The sequence below is a fragment of the Paraburkholderia sp. 2C genome (assembly GCF_054589215.1).
Map to the genome: position 1 here is coordinate 327,304 of NZ_BAAILL010000042.1, position 24,491 is coordinate 351,794.

At 62.6% G+C, this 24,491-nt stretch carries 24 protein-coding genes and 2 pseudogenes; 11 read left to right on the top strand and 15 right to left on the bottom strand.

Going from position 1 to position 24,491, the window contains the following annotated elements; translation table 11 throughout:
• Positions 1-949, bottom strand: a 949-nt coding sequence (locus ACYPXD_RS21455; RefSeq protein ID WP_459715594.1) for a LacI family DNA-binding transcriptional regulator, incomplete at its 3' end; no start/stop codon positions are given.
• Between the two features lie 276 nt (positions 950-1,225).
• Between ACYPXD_RS21455 and ACYPXD_RS21460 the strand changes: the two genes are divergently transcribed.
• From ACYPXD_RS21460 to ACYPXD_RS21485, 6 genes are all read left to right on the top strand, one after another.
• Positions 1,226-2,467: an ABC transporter substrate-binding protein gene (locus ACYPXD_RS21460; RefSeq protein ID WP_459715597.1), complete on the top strand. Its 1,242-nt coding sequence runs from the start codon at positions 1,226-1,228 to the stop codon at positions 2,465-2,467.
• Positions 2,468-2,616: 149 nt separating this feature from the next.
• Positions 2,617-3,531, top strand: coding sequence for a carbohydrate ABC transporter permease (locus tag ACYPXD_RS21465; protein WP_459715599.1), 915 nt, complete (start codon positions 2,617-2,619; stop codon positions 3,529-3,531).
• Positions 3,532-3,540: 9 nt separating this feature from the next.
• Positions 3,541-4,392 carry a carbohydrate ABC transporter permease gene (locus ACYPXD_RS21470; RefSeq protein WP_459715602.1) on the top strand — a complete coding sequence of 284 codons (852 nt, stop codon included), beginning with the start codon at positions 3,541-3,543 and terminating at the stop codon, positions 4,390-4,392.
• 119 nt (positions 4,393-4,511) lie between these two features.
• A complete protein-coding gene (locus tag ACYPXD_RS21475; protein ID WP_459715605.1) occupies positions 4,512-6,482 on the top strand; it encodes a beta-galactosidase in 1,971 nt (656 codons plus the stop codon).
• Positions 6,483-6,635: 153 nt separating this feature from the next.
• A complete protein-coding gene (locus ACYPXD_RS21480) occupies positions 6,636-7,925 on the top strand; it encodes a sugar efflux transporter (protein WP_459715609.1) in 1,290 nt (429 codons plus the stop codon).
• Positions 7,926-8,121: 196 nt separating this feature from the next.
• Positions 8,122-9,000, top strand: a complete 879-nt coding sequence (locus ACYPXD_RS21485) for an MBL fold metallo-hydrolase (protein WP_459715612.1) — start codon at positions 8,122-8,124, stop codon at positions 8,998-9,000.
• 50 nt (positions 9,001-9,050) lie between these two features.
• Here the strand turns inward: ACYPXD_RS21485 and ACYPXD_RS21490 are convergent, their stop codons facing one another.
• A complete protein-coding gene (locus ACYPXD_RS21490) occupies positions 9,051-9,971 on the bottom strand; it encodes a LysR family transcriptional regulator (RefSeq protein ID WP_459715614.1) in 921 nt (306 codons plus the stop codon).
• A gap of 273 nt (positions 9,972-10,244) precedes the next feature.
• Here ACYPXD_RS21490 and ACYPXD_RS21495 point away from each other — a divergent pair.
• Positions 10,245-10,572, top strand: a pseudogene (locus tag ACYPXD_RS21495) (TIGR03118 family protein); the annotation flags it as partial.
• Between the two features lie 435 nt (positions 10,573-11,007).
• Complete coding sequence (locus ACYPXD_RS21500) at positions 11,008-11,577, top strand: VOC family protein (protein WP_459715617.1); 570 nt, start codon at positions 11,008-11,010, stop codon at positions 11,575-11,577.
• Between the two features lie 449 nt (positions 11,578-12,026).
• Here the strand turns inward: ACYPXD_RS21500 and ACYPXD_RS21505 are convergent, their stop codons facing one another.
• The 7 genes from ACYPXD_RS21505 to ACYPXD_RS21535 form a co-directional block, all read right to left on the bottom strand.
• Positions 12,027-13,004: an anti-sigma factor gene (locus tag ACYPXD_RS21505; RefSeq protein WP_459715620.1), complete on the bottom strand. Its 978-nt coding sequence runs from the start codon at positions 13,002-13,004 to the stop codon at positions 12,027-12,029.
• Positions 13,005-13,015: 11 nt separating this feature from the next.
• Complete coding sequence (locus tag ACYPXD_RS21510) at positions 13,016-13,549, bottom strand: RNA polymerase sigma factor (RefSeq protein WP_075160886.1); 534 nt, start codon at positions 13,547-13,549, stop codon at positions 13,016-13,018.
• Positions 13,550-14,396: 847 nt separating this feature from the next.
• A complete protein-coding gene (locus tag ACYPXD_RS21515) occupies positions 14,397-15,095 on the bottom strand; it encodes a response regulator transcription factor (RefSeq protein ID WP_459715623.1) in 699 nt (232 codons plus the stop codon).
• Between the two features lie 97 nt (positions 15,096-15,192).
• Entirely contained in the window at positions 15,193-16,209 is a 1,017-nt protein-coding gene (gene ilvC, locus ACYPXD_RS21520) for a ketol-acid reductoisomerase (RefSeq protein ID WP_459715625.1), read from the bottom strand.
• Positions 16,210-16,247: 38 nt separating this feature from the next.
• Positions 16,248-16,730, bottom strand: coding sequence for a cupin domain-containing protein (locus tag ACYPXD_RS21525; RefSeq protein WP_459715628.1), 483 nt, complete (start codon positions 16,728-16,730; stop codon positions 16,248-16,250).
• A 270-nt stretch (positions 16,731-17,000) separates the two neighbouring features.
• The gene (locus ACYPXD_RS21530; RefSeq protein WP_459715630.1) at positions 17,001-17,444 is read right to left on the bottom strand and encodes a universal stress protein; all 444 of its coding nucleotides are present in this window, start codon (positions 17,442-17,444) and stop codon (positions 17,001-17,003) included.
• A 605-nt stretch (positions 17,445-18,049) separates the two neighbouring features.
• Positions 18,050-19,525: an RNA polymerase factor sigma-54 gene (locus ACYPXD_RS21535; protein ID WP_459715633.1), complete on the bottom strand. Its 1,476-nt coding sequence runs from the start codon at positions 19,523-19,525 to the stop codon at positions 18,050-18,052.
• 394 nt (positions 19,526-19,919) lie between these two features.
• Here ACYPXD_RS21535 and ACYPXD_RS21540 point away from each other — a divergent pair, with 394 nt between their 5' ends.
• The gene (locus ACYPXD_RS21540; RefSeq protein WP_459715636.1) at positions 19,920-20,258 is read left to right on the top strand and encodes a BON domain-containing protein; all 339 of its coding nucleotides are present in this window, start codon (positions 19,920-19,922) and stop codon (positions 20,256-20,258) included.
• A 238-nt stretch (positions 20,259-20,496) separates the two neighbouring features.
• Here ACYPXD_RS21540 and ACYPXD_RS21545 read toward each other — a convergent pair whose 3' ends face one another.
• Positions 20,497-20,949 carry a PA2169 family four-helix-bundle protein gene (locus tag ACYPXD_RS21545; protein ID WP_459715640.1) on the bottom strand — a complete coding sequence of 151 codons (453 nt, stop codon included), beginning with the start codon at positions 20,947-20,949 and terminating at the stop codon, positions 20,497-20,499.
• Between the two features lie 186 nt (positions 20,950-21,135).
• Between ACYPXD_RS21545 and ACYPXD_RS21550 the strand changes: the two genes are divergently transcribed.
• Positions 21,136-21,423, top strand: coding sequence for a hypothetical protein (locus tag ACYPXD_RS21550; protein ID WP_459715642.1), 288 nt, complete (start codon positions 21,136-21,138; stop codon positions 21,421-21,423).
• A gap of 135 nt (positions 21,424-21,558) precedes the next feature.
• On the opposite strand, the gene ACYPXD_RS21555 is transcribed toward ACYPXD_RS21550, so the two are convergent.
• The 5 genes and pseudogenes from ACYPXD_RS21555 to ACYPXD_RS21575 all read right to left on the bottom strand — a co-directional run bounded on the left by ACYPXD_RS21555 (position 21,559) and on the right by ACYPXD_RS21575 (position 23,506).
• Entirely contained in the window at positions 21,559-21,837 is a 279-nt protein-coding gene (locus ACYPXD_RS21555; protein ID WP_459715644.1) for a DUF1488 family protein, read from the bottom strand.
• A 13-nt stretch (positions 21,838-21,850) separates the two neighbouring features.
• A complete protein-coding gene (locus ACYPXD_RS21560) occupies positions 21,851-22,417 on the bottom strand; it encodes a type 1 glutamine amidotransferase domain-containing protein (RefSeq protein ID WP_459715647.1) in 567 nt (188 codons plus the stop codon).
• A 21-nt stretch (positions 22,418-22,438) separates the two neighbouring features.
• Positions 22,439-22,731, bottom strand: a pseudogene (locus tag ACYPXD_RS21565) (hypothetical protein).
• A 189-nt stretch (positions 22,732-22,920) separates the two neighbouring features.
• On the bottom strand, positions 22,921-23,136 hold the full coding sequence (locus ACYPXD_RS21570; protein ID WP_459715650.1) for a hypothetical protein: 216 nt from the start codon (positions 23,134-23,136) through the stop codon (positions 22,921-22,923).
• 70 nt (positions 23,137-23,206) lie between these two features.
• Positions 23,207-23,506, bottom strand: coding sequence for a hypothetical protein (locus ACYPXD_RS21575; RefSeq protein ID WP_459715652.1), 300 nt, complete (start codon positions 23,504-23,506; stop codon positions 23,207-23,209).
• Between the two features lie 299 nt (positions 23,507-23,805).
• Here ACYPXD_RS21575 and ACYPXD_RS21580 point away from each other — a divergent pair, with 299 nt between their 5' ends.
• Positions 23,806-24,480 carry an HAD family hydrolase gene (locus ACYPXD_RS21580; protein WP_459715655.1) on the top strand — a complete coding sequence of 225 codons (675 nt, stop codon included), beginning with the start codon at positions 23,806-23,808 and terminating at the stop codon, positions 24,478-24,480.
• Positions 24,481-24,491 lie beyond the last annotated feature (11 nt).

The window sequence follows — 24,491 nt, forward strand, 5'->3', positions numbered from 1 at the left end:
CGCGCTTCGCCTTGCGGCCTTCGATGCGGTCGATCGTCAGCGCGACCGCAATCGATGCGATAGACGCGGTCGGAAAGCCGACCGTTGTCAGCGCGGGCCGGAATTGATGGGCCAGGTGAATATTGGTCAGGCCGATCACGGACAGATCGTGCGGCACTTGCCGGCCGCTGTCGGCCGCCGCCTGAATCGCGCCGATCGCCATCAGGTCGTTCGTCGCGAACAAGGCAGTGAGTTGCGGATGCGCGGCGAGCAATGTGCGTGCCGCCTCATAGCCGCCTTCGATCGAATCGCGGCATGACGCAGCACGCAATGCGGCCGTATCGACACCGTGCGCGGCCAGCGTATCGACAAAGCCCTTTAACCGCAGCGACTGCGGGCCACCCGATCCTTCGCCGAGCAGCGTGCCGATACGGCGATGCCCAAGCCCCGCGAGATGATCGGCGGCCAGCGCGCCCGCATACGCGTAGTCGACCGTGACGCACGGCAGCGCACGCGATGTCTTTGCACCTTCCCACATGCATAGCGCGAGCGTCGAACCGCGCGCGGCGATGCCCGCGAGTTCGTCCGCGCTGACGTCGGTGTTCATCACGATCACACCGGCGGCAAGCGTGCCGGCGATCTTGTCGAGATACGCGCGCGCGATCGAAGGGTTATCGTCAGTATTGCAAACGAGCAGGAAATAGCCGTGGCGACGCGCCGCGGCTTCTGCTTCGAGCACGAACTCGGGGTAGAACGGGTTCGAGATATTCGACAGCATCAGCGCGAGCGTCGAGGTGCGGCCTTCCGCGAGCGCGCGTGCGGTCAGGTTCGGCCGGTAGCCGAGTTCACGCACCGCCGCCATGACGCGGTCGACGGTGGCGGGCCGCACTTTCTGCGGATTGCGCAGCACGTTCGAAACGGTGGCCGCCGTCACCTGCGCGTGACGCGCGACTTCGGCGAGCGTCACCATCGGCGGCGTGCGCGCATGCGGGTATACGCGCGATCACCGCTCGCGCGCGGCATTTCGAGACGTGCCATGGTGCGTGCTGTGTCCATATATTAAGACGACATTCCAAAGGTTGCGTAGGCGGAACGGCTCGGCTACTTTTAGCGGAACGGAGGAAGACGCGGCACATGGTAAAGCAAATGCAGGCATTGCCGGCAAAAATTTAAGCGCTTAAATTTTGCGTCTCCGCCGCCATAAAACGAGACATACGACCATCCTGAGATGGGACTGGAGACAACGATGAAATTCAAGGCAAGCCGCCTGCTGCTCGCGGGCATTGCATGCTTCGCACTCGGCACCGCCGCGTATGTCGACGCAGCGACGCTGAAGGTCAACGTATCGGCGCGCGGCAATCAGCGCGCGGTCTGGCAAAACGCTTTCGACCAGTTTCAGAAAGCGAACCCCGACGTCGATCTGAAAGTGACCTACGTCGGCGAAGAAGCGTACAAGGTGCAGATTTCCGGCTGGCTCGCGACCGATCCGCCCGACGTGCTGAGCTGGCACAACGGCGAACGGATGGCGTACTTCGCCAAGCGCGGCCTGCTCGACGACCTCAGCGCGGACTGGCAGAAGAACGGCTGGAACCAGACCTATGCATCGGTCAAGCCGCCTTCCACCTATGCGGGCAAGCAGTACGCGGCGCCGCTCGGCTACGACTCGTACGGCTTCTTTTATCGCAAGGACCTGTTCCAGAAGGCCGGCATTACGTCGGAGCCCAAAACATGGAATGAATTCCTCGAGGACTGCAAGAAGCTGAAGGCGGCCGGGATCGCGCCGATCGCCGTACCGGCGAAAGATTCGTGGACGCTTGCCGCATGGTTCGATTATCTGGATCTGCGCATCAACGGTTATCAGTTCCACGAACAGCTGATGGCCGGCGACATTCCCTATACCGATCCGCGCGTGAAGAAGGTCTACACCACGTGGAAAACGCTGATCGACGACCAGTACTTTGTCGATAACGCGCTGTCGTACGACGTCGATTCGGTGAGCCCGCTGCTCGTGAACGGCAAGGCGGCGATGATGCTGATGGGCACGTTCTTCTCGGCAGCCCTGCCCGATGCCACGCGCGAACAGATGAGCTACTTCCGCTTTCCCGCGATCGACTCCGCCGTGCCGATGGCCGAAGACGGTCCGGTGAACATCCTGATGATTCCGGCCAAGGCAGCGAACAAGAAGGACGCGCACCGGTTGCTCGCGTTCATGTCCACGCCCGAAATCAACGGCGAGCTTGCCAAGGGCTGGGGACAGCTGCCGTCGAACAACAAGGCGCCGGAGCCGCAGGACGCGATCTCGAAGATCGGCTTTCAGATTCTTTCGAACACGCCAGGCGGCGTCGCGCAGTTCTACGATCGCGACATGACGAAGGAAATGGCCGACGAAGGCATGAAGGGCATGCAGCAGTTTTTCAACGATCCGAGCCAGATCGACTCGATCCTCGCGCGGCTGGAACAGACCCGCAAGCGCATCTACCATAAGTAGCGCAAGCAGCGGCTCGCACGTCGAGCCCCTGTTGTACGGCCGGGCTGCTGCGCCCGGCCTGAATCCGGTTCTGATGCCGACGCTGGTGCTGATTCTGCTTCAACGGGCGGCGAGCCCAGCCCACGCCGTACCCCGCGCGAGGAAACCGTATGTCCACGACTCTCTCCGATCACACTGCGAGCGCAAACCGCGTTCGCCGCAAAAGCCAGTCGCCGCTGAACCGGCGGCGCAATCGCGCGGCGCTGATGTTTTTGCTGCCCGGCGCGTTGATTTTCGCGATCTACGTGGTTTACCCGGTGCTGAACAGCATCATGCTGAGCTTCTACAACTGGGATGGCATGACGCCGCGCACGTTTATCGGCCTCGCGAACTACGCGGAACTGATCCAGACCGATACGTTTTACGTCGCGCTAAAGAACAATGTGCTGTGGCTCGTGCTATTTCTGCTGGCACCGCCGATCGGTCTTGCGTTCGCGCTGTATCTGAACCAGAACGTGCGCGGCATACGGCTGGTGAAGTCGCTGTTTTTCGCGCCGTTCGTGCTGCCGGGTGTGGTGGTCGGTCTGGTGTTCAGCTGGTTCTACGACCCGACGTTCGGCCTGCTGAAGCTGATTATCGGCCACGGCATACCGGTGCTCGGCGACCCGCGCTATGTGACCTATGGCATCATTTTCGCCGCCCTGTGGCCGCAAATTCCGTTCTGCATGATTCTCTATCTGACCGGGCTGACCGGCATCAATAGCGAAATCGTCGAGGCCGCGCGCATGGAAGGCGCACAGGGTTTCAAGCTGCTGTGGCACATCATCCTGCCGCAACTGCGCCCCGCCACGTTTATGGCGTTCGTGCTGACCGTGATCGGCGCGCTGCGCAGCTTCGATCTGATTTCGGTGATGAGCGGCGGCGGTCCGTTCGACAGTTCGACCGTGCTCGCCTATTACATGTACGACCAGGCGATCAAGTACTACCGCGAAGGCTACTCGGCCGCGATCGCCGTCGTGCTGTTCCTGATCATGCTTGCCTTTATCGTCTGGCAGCTGCGCCGCCTCGTGCGCAGCGAATCGTGAGGACCCGCCATGTATCCGATGCCCGTTTCGCGCTGGCGCCCCGCTAACCGTCTGCTGTACAAGATCTCGCTGCCGTTCGCACTGCTGTTATGGCTGCTGCCGCTGATCGCGGTGCTGACCACGTCGATCCGCTCGAGCGACGAGCTTTCCGCCGGCAATTACTGGGGCTGGCCGCAGCATTTCGCGCTCGTCGAGAACTACCAGATCGCGCTCACGCAGACGCCGATGCTGCATTACTTCATGAACAGCGTGCTGATCACGCTGCCGGCGGTGGTGGTGTCGATTTTTCTCGCGTCGATGGCCGGCCACGCGCTTGCGAACTATCGCTTCCGCGGTAACATGCTGCTGCTCGCGATTTTCGTCGCGGGCAACTTCGTGCCGATCCAGATCCTGATGATTCCGGTGCGGCAACTCACGCTGGACCTCGGGCTCTATAACACCGTCTGGGGGCTGATGCTGTTTCATATCGCATTCCAGACCGGCTTTTGCACGCTGTTTCTGCGCAATTTCATTCGCGAGCTGCCGTATGAGCTGATCGAAGCGGCGCGCGTCGAAGGCGCGAGCGAATGGGCGATCTACGCGCGCATCGTGTTGCCGCTCGTGCGTCCGGCGCTTGCCGCGCTCGGCATTCTGGTTTTCACGTTTATCTGGAACGACTACTTCTGGGCGCTGTGCCTCACGCAAGGCGACGACGCCGCGCCGATCACGGTCGGTGTCGCTGCCTTGCGGGGCCAGTGGACCACTGCGTGGAACCTCGTCTCCGCAGGCTCGGTGCTCGCCGCGCTGCCGTCGGTGCTGATGTTCTTCGCCATGCAGAAACACTTCGTCGCGGGCCTGACGTTCGGTGCGACGAAAGGTTAAGCAAACCGTAAAAGCCCCGCCGCGCTGATTCATCCTTCGCACGCCGATGCGCGTGCGCGGTTCGGCGCGCGCGTGCCTATCGACATTCAACGCTTCATCTATTCGAAAGCGAGACACTCATGCGTTTAGGAGTCTGCTACTACCCCGAACAATGGCCGCGCGAGAAATGGGAGAGCGACGCGCGACGCATGGCCGGACTCGGCATTCGCCGCGTGCGCATCGCCGAATTCGCGTGGAGCCGGATGGAGCCGGAAGCGGGCCGTTACGAATGGGAATGGCTCGATACCGTGATCGACGTGCTCGCGCGGCACGGTCTCGAAGTCGTGCTCGGCACGCCGACCGCGGCGCCGCCGATGTGGCTCGTGCATCGGCACCCTGACATTCTGCCGGTCGCGCAGAACGGCATGACGTACAACTTCGGTTCGCGCCGTCACTACGACATTTCGAGCGACATCTATCGCCAGCATTGCGCGCGCATCGTCGAACAGATGGTGCGGCGCTACGGCAAGCACCCTGCGGTCGTCGCCTGGCAAACCGATAACGAACTCGGCTGCCACGATACGGTGCCGACCTACACCGAGGCCGCGCGCGTGCGCTTCACGCAATGGCTCACGAAGCGCCATGGCGACATCGGCGCGCTCAACGATGCATGGGGCAACGTGTTCTGGAGCATGGAGTACCGCAATTTCGACGAAATCGGCCTGCCGAACCGCACGCCGACCGATGCGAACCCGAGCCACTGGCTCGATTTCCGGCGCTTCATGTCCGCCGAAACCGCGAGTTTTCACGCGCTGCAAGGCGAGCTGATCCGCGAGCATGCGCCGGGACGCGACCTGCTGCATAACTTCATGGGCTGTTTCACCGCCTTCGATCACTACGAGTTCGCGAAGAGCGGCCTCGATGTCGCCGCGTGGGACAGCTACCCGATTCCGCGCACCGAAGTGCTGTGGTTTGACGACGACGTCAAACATCGTTGGGCGAGAAGCGGCCATCCGGACATTCCATCGTTCAATCACGATCTGTATCGCGGCGTCGGCCGCGGCCGCATGTGGGTGATGGAACAACAGGTCGGGCCGGTCAACTGGGCGCCTTATAACCCAATCCCAAAAGCCGGGATGACGCGGCTCTGGACATGGGAGGCGTTCGCGCACGGCGCCGAGCTCGTGTCATATTTCCGCTGGCGGCAGGCACCGTTTGCGCAGGAACAGATGCATTCGGGCATCCACGCACCCGATGACACGCTGACGGCCGGCGGTCATGAGATCGCGCAGGTCGCGCGCGAGATCGCCGCGTTCGAGGCCGAATTCGTTGCGAACGCCAGCAACGCGCGCCAGCAGCGCGCGCCGGTCGCCCTGCTGTTCGATTACGAAGCCGACTGGATCGTGCAGATCCAGCGGCACGGCGCCGATTTCGACTATCAGCGCGTTGTGTTCGAGTGGTACAGCGTATTCCGGTCGATGGGCATCGACGTCGATATGCTCTCCCCTCACGCCGATGTATCGGGCTACGCGCTCGTCGTCGCGCCGTCGCTGCCGATCATGCCGGACAGTCTTGTCGCGCAGATCGCACGCGGCCATGCGCAATGGCTATTCGGTCCGCGCACCGGTTCGCGAACGCGCGACTTCACGATTCCGGCCACGCTGCCGCCGGGCCCGTTGCAGGCCGCGTTGAGCGTGCGCGTGCTGCAAAGCGAATCGCTGCGACCCACGTTGCGCCCGGCCGTGACGATCGACGGCGTCGCAGGGCATGGGTTGCGCTGGCGCGATCACGTCGAACCCGGCGCAGGCGTCACGGTCGCCGCGGCATTCGACGACGGCCTGCCCGCGGTCGTGCAGGCCGGGCGCGTGCGCATGGCCACCGCCTGCTTCGACGACGCATCGCTGCGCGCGCTGCTCGCACGCGCTTCGCGCGATGCTGGGATTGTCGTGACGGCACTGCCCGAAGGCGTACGTTTGCAGCGCTTGGGCAGCCTGCAATTTGTTTTCAATTACGGCGAGGTTGCATGGCGAGCCAACGCGCCGGACAATGCGCGTTTCGTGCTGGGCAATCGCGAGGTCGGACCGGCGGATGTCGCGGCGTGGGTCGTGTGAATCGGAGGCTGTGCTGATTCGACGGCGACGCTGCGAGCGGATCGGCGCGCGATGCAACCTGCATTGAGCGCGTAGCGCGGCGCCGTTGTGCGTGCCGCGTTGCTCGCTCGCATGGTGCGCGGCCCACGCAGCGCAGTGATCCTCTCAGCAGCAATGAACGCCCGACTCGTCGAACTCGCCCGAATTCCGCATTTCCTGCCTCTCGCAGCCGCGACGCTGATGCTCGGTGTCGCGATGTCGTTTACCGCGCCGTATCTGTCGCTGTTCGGCGTCGAACAGGCCCAGATGACGCCGCTCATGCTCGGCGTCTTTATGACACTGATCGCCGCGAGCGGTGTCGCGATCAGCGCATGGGCGGGCAAGTGGTCGGACCGGCGCGGTCACCATCGCCCGCTGCTGCTCGCGGCGCTGTTGCTCTCGGCGCTCGGCTATCTGCTGATCTGTTTCGTGCGCAACTATCATGCGCTGCTCGTCGTCGGCATCGTGTTTCTCGGTGCGGGCGGCTCCGCGCTTTCCCTCGTGTTTTCGTTCGGCCGCGCCGCGCTGCCGGTGCGCGACGAAGCCGAGCGCGCGTTTGCAACGGCGACGCTGCGCACGCTGCTGTCGGTTGCATGGGTATTCGGTCCGTCGCTCGGCGCGCTGGTGCTGGCAGCGGCGAATTTTCACGGGCTCTTTCTGTTCGCGGCCGCAAGCTTTGCCGGCTGCGCGGCGATTATCTGGCGCATGCACGAGGTACCCGGCGCCGAACTGCATCGCGCGCCCGAACATGTTCCCGGCGATCCGGCATCGTCGCTCGAAGTCACCACGCCGGAGCCGGAACAGCCCGTGCAGCCCGATTACACGCACCCGAGCGCGCCGGCGCGCCAGATCTGGCGTTCGGTCATCGCCCTGACGTTGATCGGCCTCGCCGCCAACGCGACGATGATCGTGCTGCCGCTTTACATCGTGCATGGCATGCATGGCGCGCGCATCGACGTATCGATCATGCTCGGCCTCGGCGCGTTCCTCGAGATCCCGATGATGCTCGCGCTCGGCGCGCGCGGCGCGACGCTGAACAAGATGCGCTGGCTGGCCGCCTGCTGCATCGTGCATGTGATCTATTTCATCGCGATGGCGGCGGCCGGCTCGATCGATATGCTGATTCCGATGCAGGGGCTCAATGCGTTTGTCGTCGCGGTCACGTCGTGTCTCGGCATGACGTATATCCAGGATCTGATGCCGAGCAAGCCGGGCGCGGCCACCGCGTTATTCTTCAACGCGTCGCGCGTCGGCTCGATTCTCTCGGGCGTATTGTCCGGCCTGCTCGTGGCCGGCATCGGTTATCGCGGCACCTTCCTTGCATGCGGGTGTCTCGCGGCCGGCGCGTTCGTGCTGTTCGCCGATCCGCCGTGGGCGCGCGCCATGCGCTATGTGCGCGACTGGTGGCGTACTCGCCGCAGTTAGGACGTGAAAATTTCCGATATCCCGTCATCCGCTCCGCTATCCGCGATCACGGCGTATCGAACAAACGCTGTGCAAATTGGCAAGACGTACACGGTCCGAACACCAACAATGAGTCTTTTTCACGGCAACGGCATGCGATGCCTTGCGCACACGATTGCGCGAGCCGCACGCCGAGGCTCGATGTCTCGAGGCAAAATTGGCATTCAGTACCGTTACTCATCAGATCGGTGACGTATCGATCACCCGCGTCACTGAAACCGCGTTTGCGCTGCCGCTTTCATTCCTCTATCCGAACTGGCGCACGATCTGCTGCGCCGAACTGGGGCGGCTGCTGTCGCCGGCCACGCTCGACGTGCAGCAGGAGGAAGCGATGCTGAACGTGCATACGTGGGTGGTCCGCACCGGTGGACACACGCTGCTGATCGATACCGGCATCGGCAACGGCAAGTACCGTCCGTTCAACGCGCGCTTCGACCAGTTGCAGACGTCGTTTATCGAGCGCCTTGCGCATGCGGGCGTGCAGCCCGACGACGTCGACTATGTGCTGCTCACGCATCTGCACGCGGACCATGTCGGCTGGAACACGCATCTCGTCGACGGCCGCTGGGTGCCGACATTCGGCCGCGCAAAGTACGTGTTTCCGCGGGCGGAAAAGGATTTCTTCGCGACGCGCGCGGGCGCCAGCCGCCGGATGGTGTTCGAGGACAGCGTATTGCCCGTGCTCGAGTCGAATCAGGCCGTCATGATTCCCGAGACCGGCGGCGAGTTTCTCGACGGCATCGTGTTTCATCCGACACCAGGGCACAGCATTGCGCATATGGCGATCTCGATCCGCTCGAACGGCTATGAGGCGCTTTTTTGCGGCGATGTGATGCACAACCCGCTGCAGGTGTATCGGCCCGAATGGTGCTCGACGTTTGCGCTCGACGAGAATCGTGCGCGCAGTTCGCGGCGCTGGCTGCTCGATTACGCGGTCAAGCGCGACGCGCTGCTGTTTACCGCGCATTTTCCGGAAACGTCGATCGGCCGCGTGATGCGTAAAGGCGATGGGTACGCGTGGCGATATGGCGCGTGATGCGGTGCCGGTAGTGGTGGCCGTGCTTGTGCCCGTGCTTGTGCCGCTAGTCATGCCGGCGCCGAAGTCTCCGCGCTATCGGCGCAGTCCGCGCCGAGCGCCTCCTCGATAAATGCCGTAAACGCACGCGCTTTCGCACTTGCCATGCGCCCCGTCGGGAACACGGCCCAAAGCTCGACCGGCGGCAGCGTCCATTCAGTCAACACCGCCCGCACCTCGCCGCTGGCGAGTTCCGGCGCAAACATCCACTCCGAAGCCACCGCGACGCCCATATCCGCGAGCACCGCGGCTCGGACGCCTTCCGCGGCGGTCACGCGCATCCTGCCGCCTACCGCCACCGCGGTTTCGGAACTGCCGCGCCTGAACGACCAGGCGGTGCCGCCGCCGCGCGGCTCGTAGACGATCGCCTGATGCGACGCCAGGTCGGCCGGTGCTGCCGGCACGCCGGCCTCGTCGAAATACGCGGGCGTGCCGATCACGAAGCGCGGACTCTGCGCGATCTTGCGCGCGGTCATGCTCGAGTCGTCGAGCGCGCCCATGCGGAACGCGACATCGACGCCCTGTTCCAGCAGATCGATATTGCGGTCGTCGAGCACCACGTCGACGTTCAGTTCCGGATGCCGCGCGAGAAACGTCTTCATCTTCGGCACGATATGAAGCCGCGCGAACGTGACCGCGGCGCACACGCGCAAGCGGCCCGAGAGGCCCGCGCCCGCGCCGCGCGCAACGAGCTCGGCCTCGTCGATCTCTTCGATCGCGCGCTTTGCCCGCTGGTAGTACTGCTGCCCCGCTTCGGTCGGCGTGAGACCGCGCGTCGAGCGCATCACGAGCCGCACGCCCAGCCGCTCCTCCAGTTGCGCAATCGACTTCGACACGGCCGGCTGCCCGACATTGAGGCGGCGCGCGCCGCCCGAAAACGATCCGGCCTCGATCACGCTGACGAAAGTTTCCATCGCCGTCAAACGATCCATGGGTCGCTCCTTCTTTCCCGCTCTTTTTTGGAGCATCGATCATAGCGCACGCGTCCGCGCACGATGCGCCGCGAACGGTCTCGTTACCGCAGGAATAAAGCGCGCAGGCATTTCGTTCCGTGTCCGTAGCAAATCCCCGGTGATCCGAGGAGGACGGCCGTGAAGTCCGTGCTTAAGGCGTTAGGCACCATCGTCGGCGGTGCGTCTTTGTCGATGCGTGTGGCGTGCGGCGGAGGCGGCAGTTCCAGTTCCGTCAACACCACGATGCAAACGTCCGCCGGTCCGCTCAACGCGCCGTGGAGCATCGCGCAGGCGCCGTCGGATTTCGGGCCGTTCAGCAATGCGGTACTGACCGGCAACTTCGGCGACGGGACGATTCATGCGTTCGATCAGTCGAGCGGCGTTCTCATGGGTACGCCAACACCGCAAACGGCACGGCATTCGTTCAACCGGGCTTAGGGGGAGTCGCATCTGGCAACGGCCTCGACAATCAGCCGACCAATACGCTCTTTTTCGCTGCAGGGCTAACGATGAGGCGAACGGCGCTTATGGACGAATCGACGCTCGAACCACCCCTACGTATTCAATGCCAATGATGTAGCGCGAGACCTCCTGGGTGCGCAGTCGCAACGGATGGTTGCGTTCACTACGATTCCGGCTGTTTACGCCCAGTTTTGTTGCCTTGCTGTAATGCTCGCGCGATCAGCCTGCAGTCGATGACATCCGTATGAAGCCCTTCGATTCCGCATTGGAAACTCATGTACTACTTCGTGGTTACATTTCGATATTCCCAATCGGATACGTCGCGTGCGCGTGCGGCGAAGCGCCGTTTCCCATGAGCCGATATTCACGGCAAGCGCGAGCGAATGCCCAGGAATAATCGCCTGCCCCAGTTGTTTTAGCTGAGCAGCATGCGTATTGACGCAGAGCAGAATCGGAGCGTCGCGGGTGGTGCGGCCATTTGCGTGCCGGCACGGCTGCAAGGCGCAAGGGGCGCCACCTCGTGTTTACATCCAGCAGCAAAGGAGTTGAAGCAATGATGAATCAGTCGGTGTTTGAGAAGGCCGTGCGGCCGTTGAAGAAGCTTCCAATGCGGTTGCATCACCATGCCTTTACAACGGACGACCACCAGCAAACGCGCCACTTCTACGAAAAGGTTCTGGGCCTGCCGCTGGTCGCCTATGAAGTCGAATGCGAGCAGATCGGCGAAACATGCGTCGACCTCGGCTACGCGTTTTACGAACTCGGCGACGGCAGCACGCTCGCGTTCTTCACGTTCGACGATCCTGAAAAGCAGTCCGCGTGGAAGGAAAAGGAGCAATCGCTCTTCGTGCATATTTCACTGCTCGTCGAAGCCGCCACGCAAGACGAAATCGAACAGCGTCTCACGAAGGCCGGCTACGAGCCCCTGATGCTCCAGCATGGCTTCTGCACGTCGCTGTACATCAAGGACCCGAATGGGCTGATGCTCGAGTTCAGCGTCGACCATGAAGATACATTCGGCGTCGTCGAGGAAATGACGACTTCGGTGCGTGAATGGATGCAAGGCGGCCGTAGGCCGGGCAGAAGCCCGCACTTCAACATCATCGCGGGCAATGTCGCCTGATGTCCGACCGATCGAAGCCAGCTTGCCGCGCAAACGTTAAACAGGAATCTGATGTGCGCTGCCTTGTGGCCTTGGACCAGCCACCGGCCGCGTTCGATGCGCTGTTCGATGCGCTGTTGGATGCGCTTTTCCGAAGTGCGCCTTTCTGACGCGACTTTCGCCGCGCGCGAAAACACCTGCGAGAATAGCGAATCTTCGCGAACGCTAATCCGTTAAACTTTACTGGGTAAGTTGAAGGCCGCTGAAGTTGTAGGCCGCTAGTTTGTAGGCCGCTTCAGCAACGCAGATCTCGCTCTCGGAGCGTTCATAGGCCGTCGTAACGTGAACGTGCGAGTACATGGCGGGTAGATGAATCAGCGCGCACGAATTCATTAGCGCGAGCCCACCATACGGTCGCGCCATCACGTCGGCGCGACACCATCGCGGCGCATGCGGCACGGCGTGCCGTATCAGGTCATGCTGGCAAGCAGCGAGTCAAAGGATGCCTTGCCGAATAACTGGCTGCTGCGACTATCGGCCAGCATCTTGCCCAAGTCGGGCAATGCAACACCATCGCGTTTGCCGATCAGCGCGTAGCCGAGTTGCCCGCGCCTCCACGTCACCACGCTCATATCGTCGATACGTTGTTCGGCGATCGCCCGATCGGGCTTCGCTTCTTTCGTCACGCACAGCGCCACCGGCGAACCGGACGCCGGCAGATAAACGATCTGCACAAGCGGCCTGCCGTGAAAGCGCAAGCGCTGCACACGCTTGAACGTGAGACCGGATGCGCTCAGGTCGGGCACATGCACGTCGAGCCCATCTTCCTGGCGGATCTCGTCGACGATATGCGCGGACTGCACCATGTCGGGCTGCACCTCGGCAAGGGTTTCGTGCGCATAGAGTTGCTGATAGCCCGCGGCGGCCACCACCCACGGCGATGCGGCGCTGCCCGATAGCGATGCGAGCGGCGTGCCGTCGAACATGCCCGAGCCCGTGCGCGAATCCGCGGCAAGCCGGAACACCGCGCCCCAGCAGAACGCACCCGCAACGAACGCGACCGCAAGCCAGGCAGGCGCCACGCGAAACGTCGGGCGACGCGACAATTGCCAGGCCGGCGGTACGCCAGCTGGAGGCGGCTCCGCGGGATTCGCGGGCGCGCGTATTTCATCAGCCTTCGCAGTGGGTGCGTCGTCGTACGGTTCGTCGTATTGCGCATGGACATCACCGCGCGCAATGCGACTCACCAGTTCCACCAGACGCTCGGGCACCTCAGGCAACTTCTGATGCGCGAACGCGTGCTGATAAGGTAGCCGAGACGCGCGTAGCAACGCCACACGTTCCGCGAGTTCAGCCGACGACCCGATCCCCTCTTCAACCTGTTGCTTCTGATCGGCCGGCAGCACGCCGTCGACGTACGACAACAACAGGATGTCGTCAATCTTCATTCCCCGTCTCCTTACCCTTTGATGCTGTCTTTCACTTTTTGGTCTTGTCGCGTGCCGAACTGACTCCCAACGGCCTGCCGCGCGCGCGACAGACGGCTCATGATGGTGCCTACCGGTACTCCGAGTACCTGGGCCGCCTCCTGATAACTAAGCCCTTCGACAACTACCAACAGCATAACGGTGCGTTGCGCATCCGGCAATCGCTCGACTGCTCGAACGATCTGCCGGTTGAGCGCGTCGGCTTCAGGATCCGGCGCGGAAGGGTCGGCGACAGTTTCCAGGTAGCTGTCGTCCCATTCCGCACTCGTACGGCTGCGCACGCTGCGCGCGCGCAATTCGTTGATCCACGTGGTGTGTACGATCGAATACATCCAGCTCAACGGAGAGGTATCCGGCTTTAACTGATGCGCCCGCTCGAGCGCGCGCAAGCATGCACGTTGCACCAGATCTTCCGCATCGTGCTGATCTCGAGAGATGCGTAGCGCGAACGCCCACAACCTCGGCAGCAATTCTGGAAGGATGCTGGGAAAATCTGCGACGCTCATCGGCGTAATTCCTCGCGTGACGTTTCTGTTCTGTCGATGATTCTGCGTTATTCCGCAGACACCGGCGGCAGACGAAGTTTAGCGTCGATCGCAAACGTTTGCTGGCGCATCCTTTATCAACCCGGCTAACGCAATTAGAAAAAGAAACGAAGGCAGTCATCGTTGATCACCACTCGAATTGCAGGCCAATTGCCAGGTAGTCAAGTCGGAAACCATTACTCTCCTTTTGGACGCAAGTAGCACAAGCCACCCGCGCGACGGCGCCGTCCCGATACGACGGCAGACCATCGCAAGCACCACCCCGGCGGGGTCGCGCGATACGTGCGGTTTGCCTAATATCATTCGTTTTTGCACCGTCAGAATCCTGGTTTCATGTGCTCGCGCAGATCTCATTTCGATATCCTTGCGATGCATTTTTTTGCCCATTACACAGCGCCCTGCCGTCTGTCGGCCCAGCCACCGCTTTGCTTCGACGCACCCGAGAGGAAACGCGGCATACCGGCGCATTCCCTTTCATACGTGACCTTAACCAAAGCACATCGTTACGGCAACCGAACAGCATTCGTTTAGGAAGAACCATCTTTTCTCCCTAACGAATCGCTCTGCAACGCAATTATGCAAAGCGCGACATATGTCAGGTTCTTGCAAAACACCCTTAAAAAATACCTTCCGGATCTCTGGTCTTTTGTGAACCAATAATATGTTGGTTCGTTCAAGGCGACTAAAGACCGCCGATTGGCGGTTCTTACATTTTCAACGTGACGCTAAAACTCAATTGCCTGAAAACGGCCATGCGCGAACTCAAACGCCGGATTCATGTGCCAGATTCACACTCGATTGAAACCGGTTATACCGACAGCACATATCCCGCGCCGCGCACGGTCTTCAGAAACGATTCTTTATCAGGCATGTCAATCTTCTTGCGCAGCTTGCTCATGTGAACTTCGATGAGGTTTGTACCCGGATCGAAGTGATAGCTCCAGACTGCTTCGAACAGCATCATCCGCGTCACCGTTTGTCCCACGCGGCGCATCATGAATTCGAGCACGCGGCATTCGGTCGGCAGCAACGGGATGTCGACGCCATCGCGCGTCAACCTGCGCGCAGCAAGATCGAGCGCGAGCGGGCCGGCGCGCAGCAGCGTATCCGCGCGCGCGGTGCTGCCGGTGCCAGGCTCCTGGCTGCGGCGAATCAGACCTTCGAGGCGCGCCATCAGCTCGCCCGAGTTGTACGGACGCGTCAGATAGTCATCGCCACGTGCGCGCAAGCTGCGGATGCGTTCGTCGACGTCGTCGGGAACATTCAACATCAGCACCGGTGTTTGCACGCCGACGGTGCGCATGGCAGCCAGAATGCTCATGCCGTCGATACCGGGCAGCATGCGTTCCAGCGTAATCGCGTCGTAACCGCCGCCGATCGCGCGTGCGAGCGCTTCGCGCCCGTCGCCGACCCAGTCGACGGAAAATCCGTAGTTCTTCAGTTCCGCGACGATTTCCACGCCCGTTTTCGGGTCGTCATCGATCGTCAGTACTCGAGATCTCGTCATCGTTTTACCATCCCGAATCTGCTTATCTGTTGAGCCGATCATCCGTCACCCTCGCTGGCTGCGCCGCTGCCCCGCACGTTGCCTGTTTGTTCCATGCCTAGTTTTTCGACTGGTCGACGAGCTTGTTCCTGGCGATCCACGGCATCATTGCGCGCAGCTTCGCACCGACCTGCTCGATCGGGTGATCGGCCGTCAGACGGCGGCGCGATTGCAGCGTCGGCGCACCGGCGCGGTTTTCGATGATGAAGCTCTTCGCGTACTCGCCCGTCTGAATGTCGTTCAGCACGCTTTTCATCACCTTTTTCGTCTCTTCCGTGATGATGCGCGGGCCCGTCACGTACTCGCCGTACTCGGCGTTGTTCGAGATCGAGTAGTTCATGTTCGCGATGCCGCCTTCGTAGATCAGGTCGACGATCAGCTTCAGTTCATGCAGGCACTCGAAATAGGCCATTTCCGGCGCGTAGCCCGCTTCGACGAGCGTCTCGAAACCGGCCTTGATCAGATCGATCGTGCCGCCGCACAGCACGGCCTGTTCGCCGAACAGGTCGGTTTCGGTTTCTTCGCGGAAGTTCGTTTCGATGATGCCGGCACGGCCGCCGCCGATGGCCGCCGCGTATGAGAGCGCGACTTCACGCGCCGCACCCGACTTATCCTGAGCAATCGCGACCAGCATCGGCACGCCGCCGCCTTGCGAGTACGTGCTGCGCACGGTGTGACCCGGCGCTTTCGGCGCGATCATGATCACGTCGAGGTCCGCGCGCGGAATCACCTGGCCGTAGTGCACGTTGAAACCGTGCGCGAACGAAAGTGCCGCGCCCTGCTTCGCATTGGCGTGCACTTCGCTCTTGTACACCTCGGCGATCTGCTCGTCGGGCAGCAGCATCATGACGACGTCGGCGCCCTTTACCGCCTCGGCCACTTCCTTCACAGCGAGACCTGCGTTTTCAGCCTTGCTCCACGAAGCGCCGCCTTTACGAAGACCAACCGTCACTTTCACGCCGCTTTCCTTCAGGTTCAAAGCGTGCGCATGGCCCTGCGAGCCATAGCCAATGATCGTGACCTGCTTGCCTTTGATGAGTGAGAGGTCGGCGTCTTTATCGTAGAAAACTTTCATTTGTCTTCCTGCTGGATATCGCAGGCCTCGCTGATCCATCAGCGCTCGCCTGACGTTTCTTTGTTTGTCCGCGGAAGCCTGTAAGCTCCGGCCGGATCGGGGAACAGCCTGTCGAGGTCGTCGAGCAACACCACGCTTTCCTCTTCATGCGGGTCCGTGCGTGCAACCACCGCGACACAGGCCTCTTCTTCGCTCGGGTTGTAAGGCAGATGCGGCATGTTCGCCGGCGTGTAGAAGAATTCGCCCGCACCGACAAACAGATGCTGCTCGAGCTCCTCGCCGAACCAGACGCCGCACTTGCCGCTCAGAATGTAGATGGCGGTCTCGTGCCCTACATGCTTGTGCGCTTTCGCGCGCGCAAGCGGAGGAATCGTCGCGATCTGCATGTGAATGCCCTTCGCGCCGACGGTGTCCGCCGAAATACCGGCCGCGTGCTGCAGCTGCTGCTTCGCATTCGCGTGCTGGCCCGGCCGCACAACACGGCAGGTCGGCGGTGATTCGGTAACCGGTATATCAGCCATTGACGTTCTCCAGCGGCCGCCTCATCACGGGTTGCGCTCCTTACAAATGCCTGAAACCGCCGCTTTTCGCGCTAAAGCTGCCCAGCGCGCCTCGGCTACGTGGCAGGTATCGGCAACCTGCAACCGTCATAACACCTGACGCGCGGCGTTATTCCATTGTCAGAATCCGCATGTCTGCCGGGGCAGGCGCACCGACGGTGCGCGGTCGGCCTTGGCGCCCCCGCGCTGCGGCGGAGGGCCGCGCGAGGCATCGGCTCGATAGGCGGGGGCTCAGTTACACGGAATTGTCACGACCAGCCGGCCGTTGCATCGCGCCATCAGATCGTCATGCGCGAGGCCCCGGTTCCACCAGCGCGAAAGACCGCTGCGCGGACGGTGGCCGACCACCAGAATGTCCGAATTCAGCAGCCCGGCATGCGTCGAGATACTGTCGACGACGTCGCCGCAGGCCATATGGCCACGCACAGGCACGCCGTTACCTTCCATATGATCGAGCGCCTCACGCAGCGTGATCATTGCCGCATCCTGCACGCACGCGCAGGCAAGATCTGACAGGTACCAGCCGGTCGCGGCTATGGTCGAAGTCGTATCGACGACCGCGAGCACGTCGGTGTGTGCCTCCAGCGCTAGCGCAAGCTCGGCTGCGTGGCGCAGCGCCGTTTTCGCTTCGCGGGTGCCGTCGTAGTAGAGCAGGATCTTTGAAGGTTTGGACATGGAAAACTCGCTGCAAAGGTGAGAGAGCCCGGTAAGGCTTCGTACGCTGTCTGACCTTTCGTCCCTTGGTCACCTCGTAAAACACCCGGCCGGGCAGGCGTATTCCACCCCGAACGCGCCGCGCCCGCGCATCCGCGGTGTGCATGCATGGCCGGCGAGTTTCGATGAACGTCATACGCGACGGCCGCGCGCCATCCGCGCACCATCTTTAGGGGTGCCGTTCAAACGCCTGTCGGCCGCTTTCACTTCCATGCGCTTTTTTCGCGAGTTCGAGCATACGAATCTCCGCAACCCCCGTTCGCCATGCGCGAGGCCTTATTTCGCGGCCGGCAAGCAAAGCTGTTTCAGACGCGTAACCAGCGATGCGCATCGCGTTCGGTTTGGAAACACCGCCATGCACAAAGCCAATGCGCCGTGGCGTTCGCCGGCATTGCATGAATGCCGGCGATCGTTATCGGCGCAATCATTTGCAGGAGCCATGACGCGTGGTCATTCGCCGCCGTCATCCATCACGGCCGTCGGGCGTGCGCACAAAAAAACACAGCGCCTGAAAAGGCGCTGTGCATGCGATGCCGATCACGTTTATGAGGCGCGGCAGACCCCGCTCATACCTGCCTGCGCATCTCCGCGGGCGGCACTTTCATGAGCCGCCGATACTTCGCGACCGTGCGCCGTGCAACGAGCACGCCCTGATCCGCCAGCATCTTCGCAAGCGTCACGTCCGAGAGCGGATCGCGCACGTTCTCCGCGGCGATCATTTCCTTGAGCAGCGCACGCACGGCTGCTGCCGAACAGGTGCCGCCGCTTTCGGTGCCGAGCTCGCGCGGGAAGAAGTGCTTGAACTCGAAGATGCCGCGCGGCGTGGCCATGTACTTGTTGCCCGTCGCGCGCGAGATCGTCGATTCGTGCAGGCCCAGCTCGTCGGCGACATCGCGCAGCACGAGCGGCTTCAAGGCGATCTCGCCGTACTGGAAGAACGCCTTCTGATGCGTGACGATGCATTCGGCCACGCGCTGGATCGTATCGAAGCGCTGCTGCGCGTTGCGGATCAGCCAGCGCGCTTCCTGCAACTGCTGCGCCAGCGGCGAACGGCTCGCACCTGCCGACTGCGCGAACAGTTCGGCGTACATGCGATGGATGCGCGCCCGCGGCAAGACGGCCGGGTTGATCGTCACGACCCACTTGTTGCGCACCTGGCGCACGAGCACGTCCGGCACGACGTAGTTCTCGTCGCTGCGGCCATACGAGTTGCCGGGTTTCGGGTCGAGCTTGCGCACAAGTGCGCAAGCAATGCGCAGCGCCTCGGCGTCGCAGCCGACCTGCTTTTGCAGTTCCGCATGCTCGCGCCGCGCGAGACGGTCGAGATGCTGCTCGACGATCTTGCGGGCGACGTCGCGGCCAGGCGTATCGGACGGCAACGCATCGATCTGCAGTACCAGACATTCGGATAGCGAACGGGCTGCGAGACCGGGACGATCGAGCGTCTGCACGAGCCGCAGCGCCACGTTGAGCTCATCTTCGGCGAGCGGCGGGTCGAACTCGACGACGTCGGTCAGATCGGCGAGGTCCTGGCGCAAGTAACCGTCGTCGTCGAGCGCCTCGATCACGACGCGTGCCGCCTCGCGGTCGCGTTCGTCGAGCCGGTACAGGCGCAGCGCATCATGCAACTGCTCGTGGAGCGTCGGCTGCACGCGCGCCCATTCCGCCGGGTCGCTGCCTTCCCCGTCGCCGTTGTAGCGCGACGACCCGCGGCTGTACGAGTCGCCGGAATAATCGCCGCCGACATCGTCCGCTACGATACTTTCGCCGTGCGTTTCCGCGGTCGAGCCGTCGAGCGCCGGGTCGCGCTCCGCGGCCGGCAGTGTTTCGGCGGCCGCCTGGCCATCCGCCGCGGCGACGTCGGTCATACCGCCATCCTCGGGGGCCGACGGATCGTATTCCAGAAACGGATTCGTATCGAGCGCAGTGCGCAGTTCCTGCTGGAATTCCAGCGACGACAGCTGCAATAGCCGCACGGACTGTTGCAGACGCGGAGTAAGCGCGAATGACTGCCTCGCTCGTAGTTCAATTGAAGGCGGCATTGTAGGCATGGTCCTGTTGGTGATCGAAAGCGGTTCTTCCCCGGTTAGAGCAACTGCCGTACCAGCTTCGCCAATCGCCTGTTTTTTCTCACATTTATGCTTTTGCACGGCGCTTGCTGGGGATCCGCGCCGCGTGCTTTTTACAAGTGTCCGGCAAAGGCGGGCGCCCTACGCCATGCGCCGCGCCAGGCGCCGGCGGCGCGCACCGGCACGCCCGGCCCCGCAGCCGGAACGCCCGATCCAGCGGTATCCGGGCGATGCGCGCCGGTCATCCCGAACGCAACATGCGATGCCGGGCACGCGGCTTGCGGTTGGGAAGGTGCGGCTATCTGCGCCCAGCGCGGCGCAACCGCGTTCCGATGATTCAAGCGAAATTCACGCAAAAGGAGAACCCATGAAAACGATCCAGCTCCTCAAGACCGCAGGCAGCATCGCGTGCGTCGCGTTCGCCCTGAACGCCACCGCACAGACGAGTGCATCGGCACCGCCCGCGTCGTCCGAGACCCTGGGACAACATTTCGACGACGGCACGGTCACGACGAAGGTCAAGGCGGAATTGCTCAGTGCGAAAAACGTCAAGTCGACGCATATCCATGTGAAGACTCGCAAGGGCATCGTGTGGCTGACGGGCTCGGTGCCATCGGCCGACGACAAGTCGGCTGCGCAGGATGTCGTGCAGAACGTCGACGGCGTGCGCGGTGTGAAGAATCACCTGAAGATCGCGTCCGAATAACGATGAATGACCGATTCGCGGCTGAAATGCCCTTGGGGGATCGGCTGATGTAGCGGCTTAGGATTGACGCAACAGAGCGGTCGCAACACTGACCGCCGCAGTTGAAAGACAAAGAGCGCCGGCGCTGGGAAAGCGTCGGCGCTCTTTTTTGATAGGCCGGATGCGAGCGGCCCTTGCCGCGCGCGCCCGCTTCTCCGCCTTGATTACCTGCCTTGATTACCTGCCTTGGTTGCCTGACTTAGGACTTTGTGGCCGCATACTGGTCGCGCAGATCCCGGATGCGATCATGATTCTGCAACACGCCCTGGAATTGCCGTTCGACGACGGCCCGCACATCGGCCGGCAGATCCTTTTCGAGTGCTTCCTGATAGCGCTTCTTCGCGACGTCCTCGCCCTTTTCACAGTCGGCCAGTATCGCGTGGTCGCTGCGGCTGCCGACCGCCGACTTCAAATCGACCCACCCGCGGTGCAGAGCGCCCGACATCGAGCCGCCGCTCTCGGGCTTGCCGCCCAGTTGCATCACCACATCCTGCAGTTCGCGCGCGGCGCGCGTGCAGGCATCGGCGCGCGAGCGCAGCAATTCCTTCAGTTGCGCATCGTGTGCGTCTTCCGCGGCCTTCAGAAAGCCTTGCTCGCCATCCTTCGATGTTTCAATCAGGTCGTTGATCGCCGAAATCACGTTCGTAGCCATTCGACACCTCCATGGTTTCAGGTTGAGCGCGCACACACATTGGTCCATCCGTTTTCAAGTGGTCGCGACGCGCCGGTTTGCGCATTGAAAGCGTCGCACCCGGCGTGCCCGGTACTGGCGGGTACGCCGTTTGCTGCCACTTCGCGGCAAACCAGAAAAGTCGGCAGCAACGACAAGGAGAAAACGATGGTGAAGATCAGAAGGGCCGAATGTCTCGTGCTAATGGTGATCGTCGCGTCGGCGGCCGCCGCCGTGCAGGTGCGCGAGCGTCTCGCCGGACCGGCGGTTCAAAGGCACGCGGGATTCGACGAACCATTGGCCTGCGGCGCTGCGCACGACGGCTTATCGTCCGTGCGGCCCGTGCGCTGCGAGACGGCGCAAGGGGTACAAGGCAAGCCGGAGATCGACCCGCCACGCGCCATGTCGCGCCGTGACACCGGCCGCCATGCACGGCCGCAAGCCCTTTGGGTTTAAGCAGACCCTGGGTTCAAGCATCAGGTTCGAACGAGTCTTCGATTTAAGCGCGCGGCGGCCGCTTGTAACGGGCCGCCGTCTTTTTTCGCTTAAGCCTTGCGCTGCCTAAGCGCTACATCCCTTCGTGCCTAAGCGCTACATCCCTTCGACACGAAAGAGGCCGCTATGCAGCTCGACGCTCGCGCCGTCGTTGCGCTCGAGCGCGTCGGCGCAAACCGAGCGGATTCGAGCGCGGCCGCGCTCGAACGCGCGCAGCAGTTCGTCCTCCTGCGGCGAACTCGCGCCGAAGTGATCTTCCAGCGCTTCGGCGGTGACTGCGCACTCCACCGGCTCGCCGTCGACGTTGGCGATAAACCGCAGCATCAGGTTCGAGCCATCGAAGTCCGGCGGGTCGTTGGAAAACGTGATGTTCATGAGTGAACGGCGCTCACGCCGCCGCGCGCGCAAGTTGCGCGATCAACGTTCTGTTGAACGCGGGCAAATCGTCGGGTTTGCGGCTCGTGATGAAGTTGCCGTCTTCGACGACTTCCTTGTCGACCCACGTGCCGCCCGCATTACGGATGTCATCCTGCAGGCTCGGCCAGCTCGTCACGGTGCGCCCTTTGATAATGCCCGCCGACACCGGCAGCCACGTGCCGTGGCAGATCACCGCGATCGGCTTGTGCGCCTTGTCCACGGCTTTCACGAACGCCTGCGCCGCCGGCAACAGGCGAATCGCATCGCCGTTCACCACGCCGCCCGGCAAAACGACCGCATCGTAATCGTTGGGCGCCGCCTTCTCGAACGTGAGGTCGACGTCGATCGCCTCGCCTTTATCGACGTGCTTGAACCCCTGAATCTTGCCAGCTTTGGCGGAAATCACGTGAACCGTCGCGCCGGCTTCGGCAAGCGCGCGCCGCGGCTCGACCAGTTCCGCCTGCTCGAATCCGTCGACGGCAAGCACCGCGACCTTGCGACCCTTGAGGGCATCTGACGTATTGGGTGTATTGACCATACATTTCTCTCCTTTAAACAGTCACTCTTCATATGCGGCCATCACGAGCCACACATCGCGTTCGCCATCGCGTATCTCGGCGGCGATCGCATAGGGATCGCGCGGCTGGCAGGTCTGCGCGAGTACGTGTTGCGCCACCTCGCCGTTGTCGAAGACGCGACCTTCCGCCAGCGGCCGCACTTCGCGTTTGCCTTCGAACATGAACTGATTGCGCCGATACACGAGCGGTTGCGTCTCCACGTCTCGAAACACTGCTGAACGTGCTGAAAGTCGCCCCCGCAAATATTGGCCTGGTAATGCGTTTTCGATTGCATGATCCTCTCCACCATGCTTGAGCGTGCCGCTTGCCTGTACCGCCTGTCGCGCAAGCGGCGGCCGGCGTCGGTGGATCGCCGCGCGGCCAGGTGCGCGTTCGTTTGCGCACCCGGCCTTGCCGCGGATCGTCACGCCTTCGCAGTTGTGATGCACCTGCTGCCATCCGGTTCCTCGCGTCATCCGGCGCTTTACTGGCTGGCTCCTGAAGCTGCATCTGTCGAGGCTGCCCCGCTTGCGCCCAACGGTCCGCTGGCTGCCGCGGCCGGGCCGCCCATGGCGCCGCTGCTGCCCGCGGCGACGCCGGTGTCCGTGCTGCTGTTGTCGGCCTTCTTGCATGCGACCGTGCCGCACGCGAGCATCAGGACCGACGCTGCAATCCCTACGCTGCGCCATACACTGTTCATCGATCTGTCCTCCGGTCGACATGACGGGCCGGCGCTCGCGCCGGCCCTCATTTCGGCTTTCCGGCCTCGCTTACTGGCCCTTCGTGTCGCTGCTTGCATTCGCGCCGGGCATGTTGGTCGAATCGTTCATCGGCTTTTTCTTGCCCTTCGTCGAGTGTTGCATCTGCGAATGGCTCATCCCGCTCGAACTCGTCGCGTTCTGGCCGGCCTTGTTCGCGCCTGTGTCATTGCCGGTGGCCATCCCGGCCCCGCCGCCGCCCGTCGACCCTCCGCCACCCGCGTTTCCGCCGCCACCACCCGCACCTTGTGCAAATGCCGCGCCGGAGAGCGCGAGAAGCGCCGACACCAGCAGTGTTTTCGTGAATTTCATTGCGATTTCTCCCTTGGATTGTTCTGCGGCCGAGGCCGCGACGTGATGCGTCACCTGCACCATCGATTCAGCAAGCCCTGTGCCGCCGCGCAAAAGCGGCGGCGCCCGCGACATCCGCGCAACGTCATCACGTATGCGGTCGGGTACGCATTGGCCGTGCGGACCGCTACACTCTGGATGTGCCTGAAATTTACATGCGCAACGTAAGTCTTTCGCGCAGCCGCTAATGGCCGGGCACGCCACGCGCAACGGCGCTGCGCGCCTGAACAACACGGTCTATCCACTTGAAGGATTTCGCCATGCGCATTACTACGTCGTTTCTGTTCGACCTCGATGGGACGCTCGTCGACAGCGTCTATCAACACGTGCTTGCGTGGAAGGAAGCGCTCGATAGCGAAGGCATCGAGTTGTCGGTATGGCGGATTCACCGCAAGATCGGCATGAGCGGTGGCCTCTTCACGCATCAGCTGTTGCGCGAAACAGGCGGCGCAATCAGCAACGAGCGAGTCGAGCGGTTGCGTTCGAAGCACGCCGAAGCGTACCGGCGGCTCCATGCGCAGGTGTGCCCGCTGCCCGGCTCGCGCGAATTGCTCGCCGCGCTCGACGCAAGCGGCACGAAATGGGCGATTGCGACGAGCGGACGCATGGAAACCGCCGCCGTCAATCTGCAGGCGCTCGGCGTCGATGCGGCGAAATCCGTCGTCGTCACCCGCGACGACGTCAAATATGCAAAGCCGGACCCGGACCTCTTTCTCGCCGCCGCGCACCGGCTCGCGGTGCCGATCGAACAGACGGTCGTGGTCGGCGACAGCATCTGGGACATGCTCGCCGCACGCCGTTGCCGCGCGCTCGGCGTCGGGCTGCTGTCGGGCGGCTATGGGCAGGAGGAACTCGAGCGCGCGGGCGCGCTGCGCGTGTACGAGGATCCGGCCGATCTGCTGCTGCATCTCGACGAAATCGCCGCGCGGCCATAGTTCATCGCCTC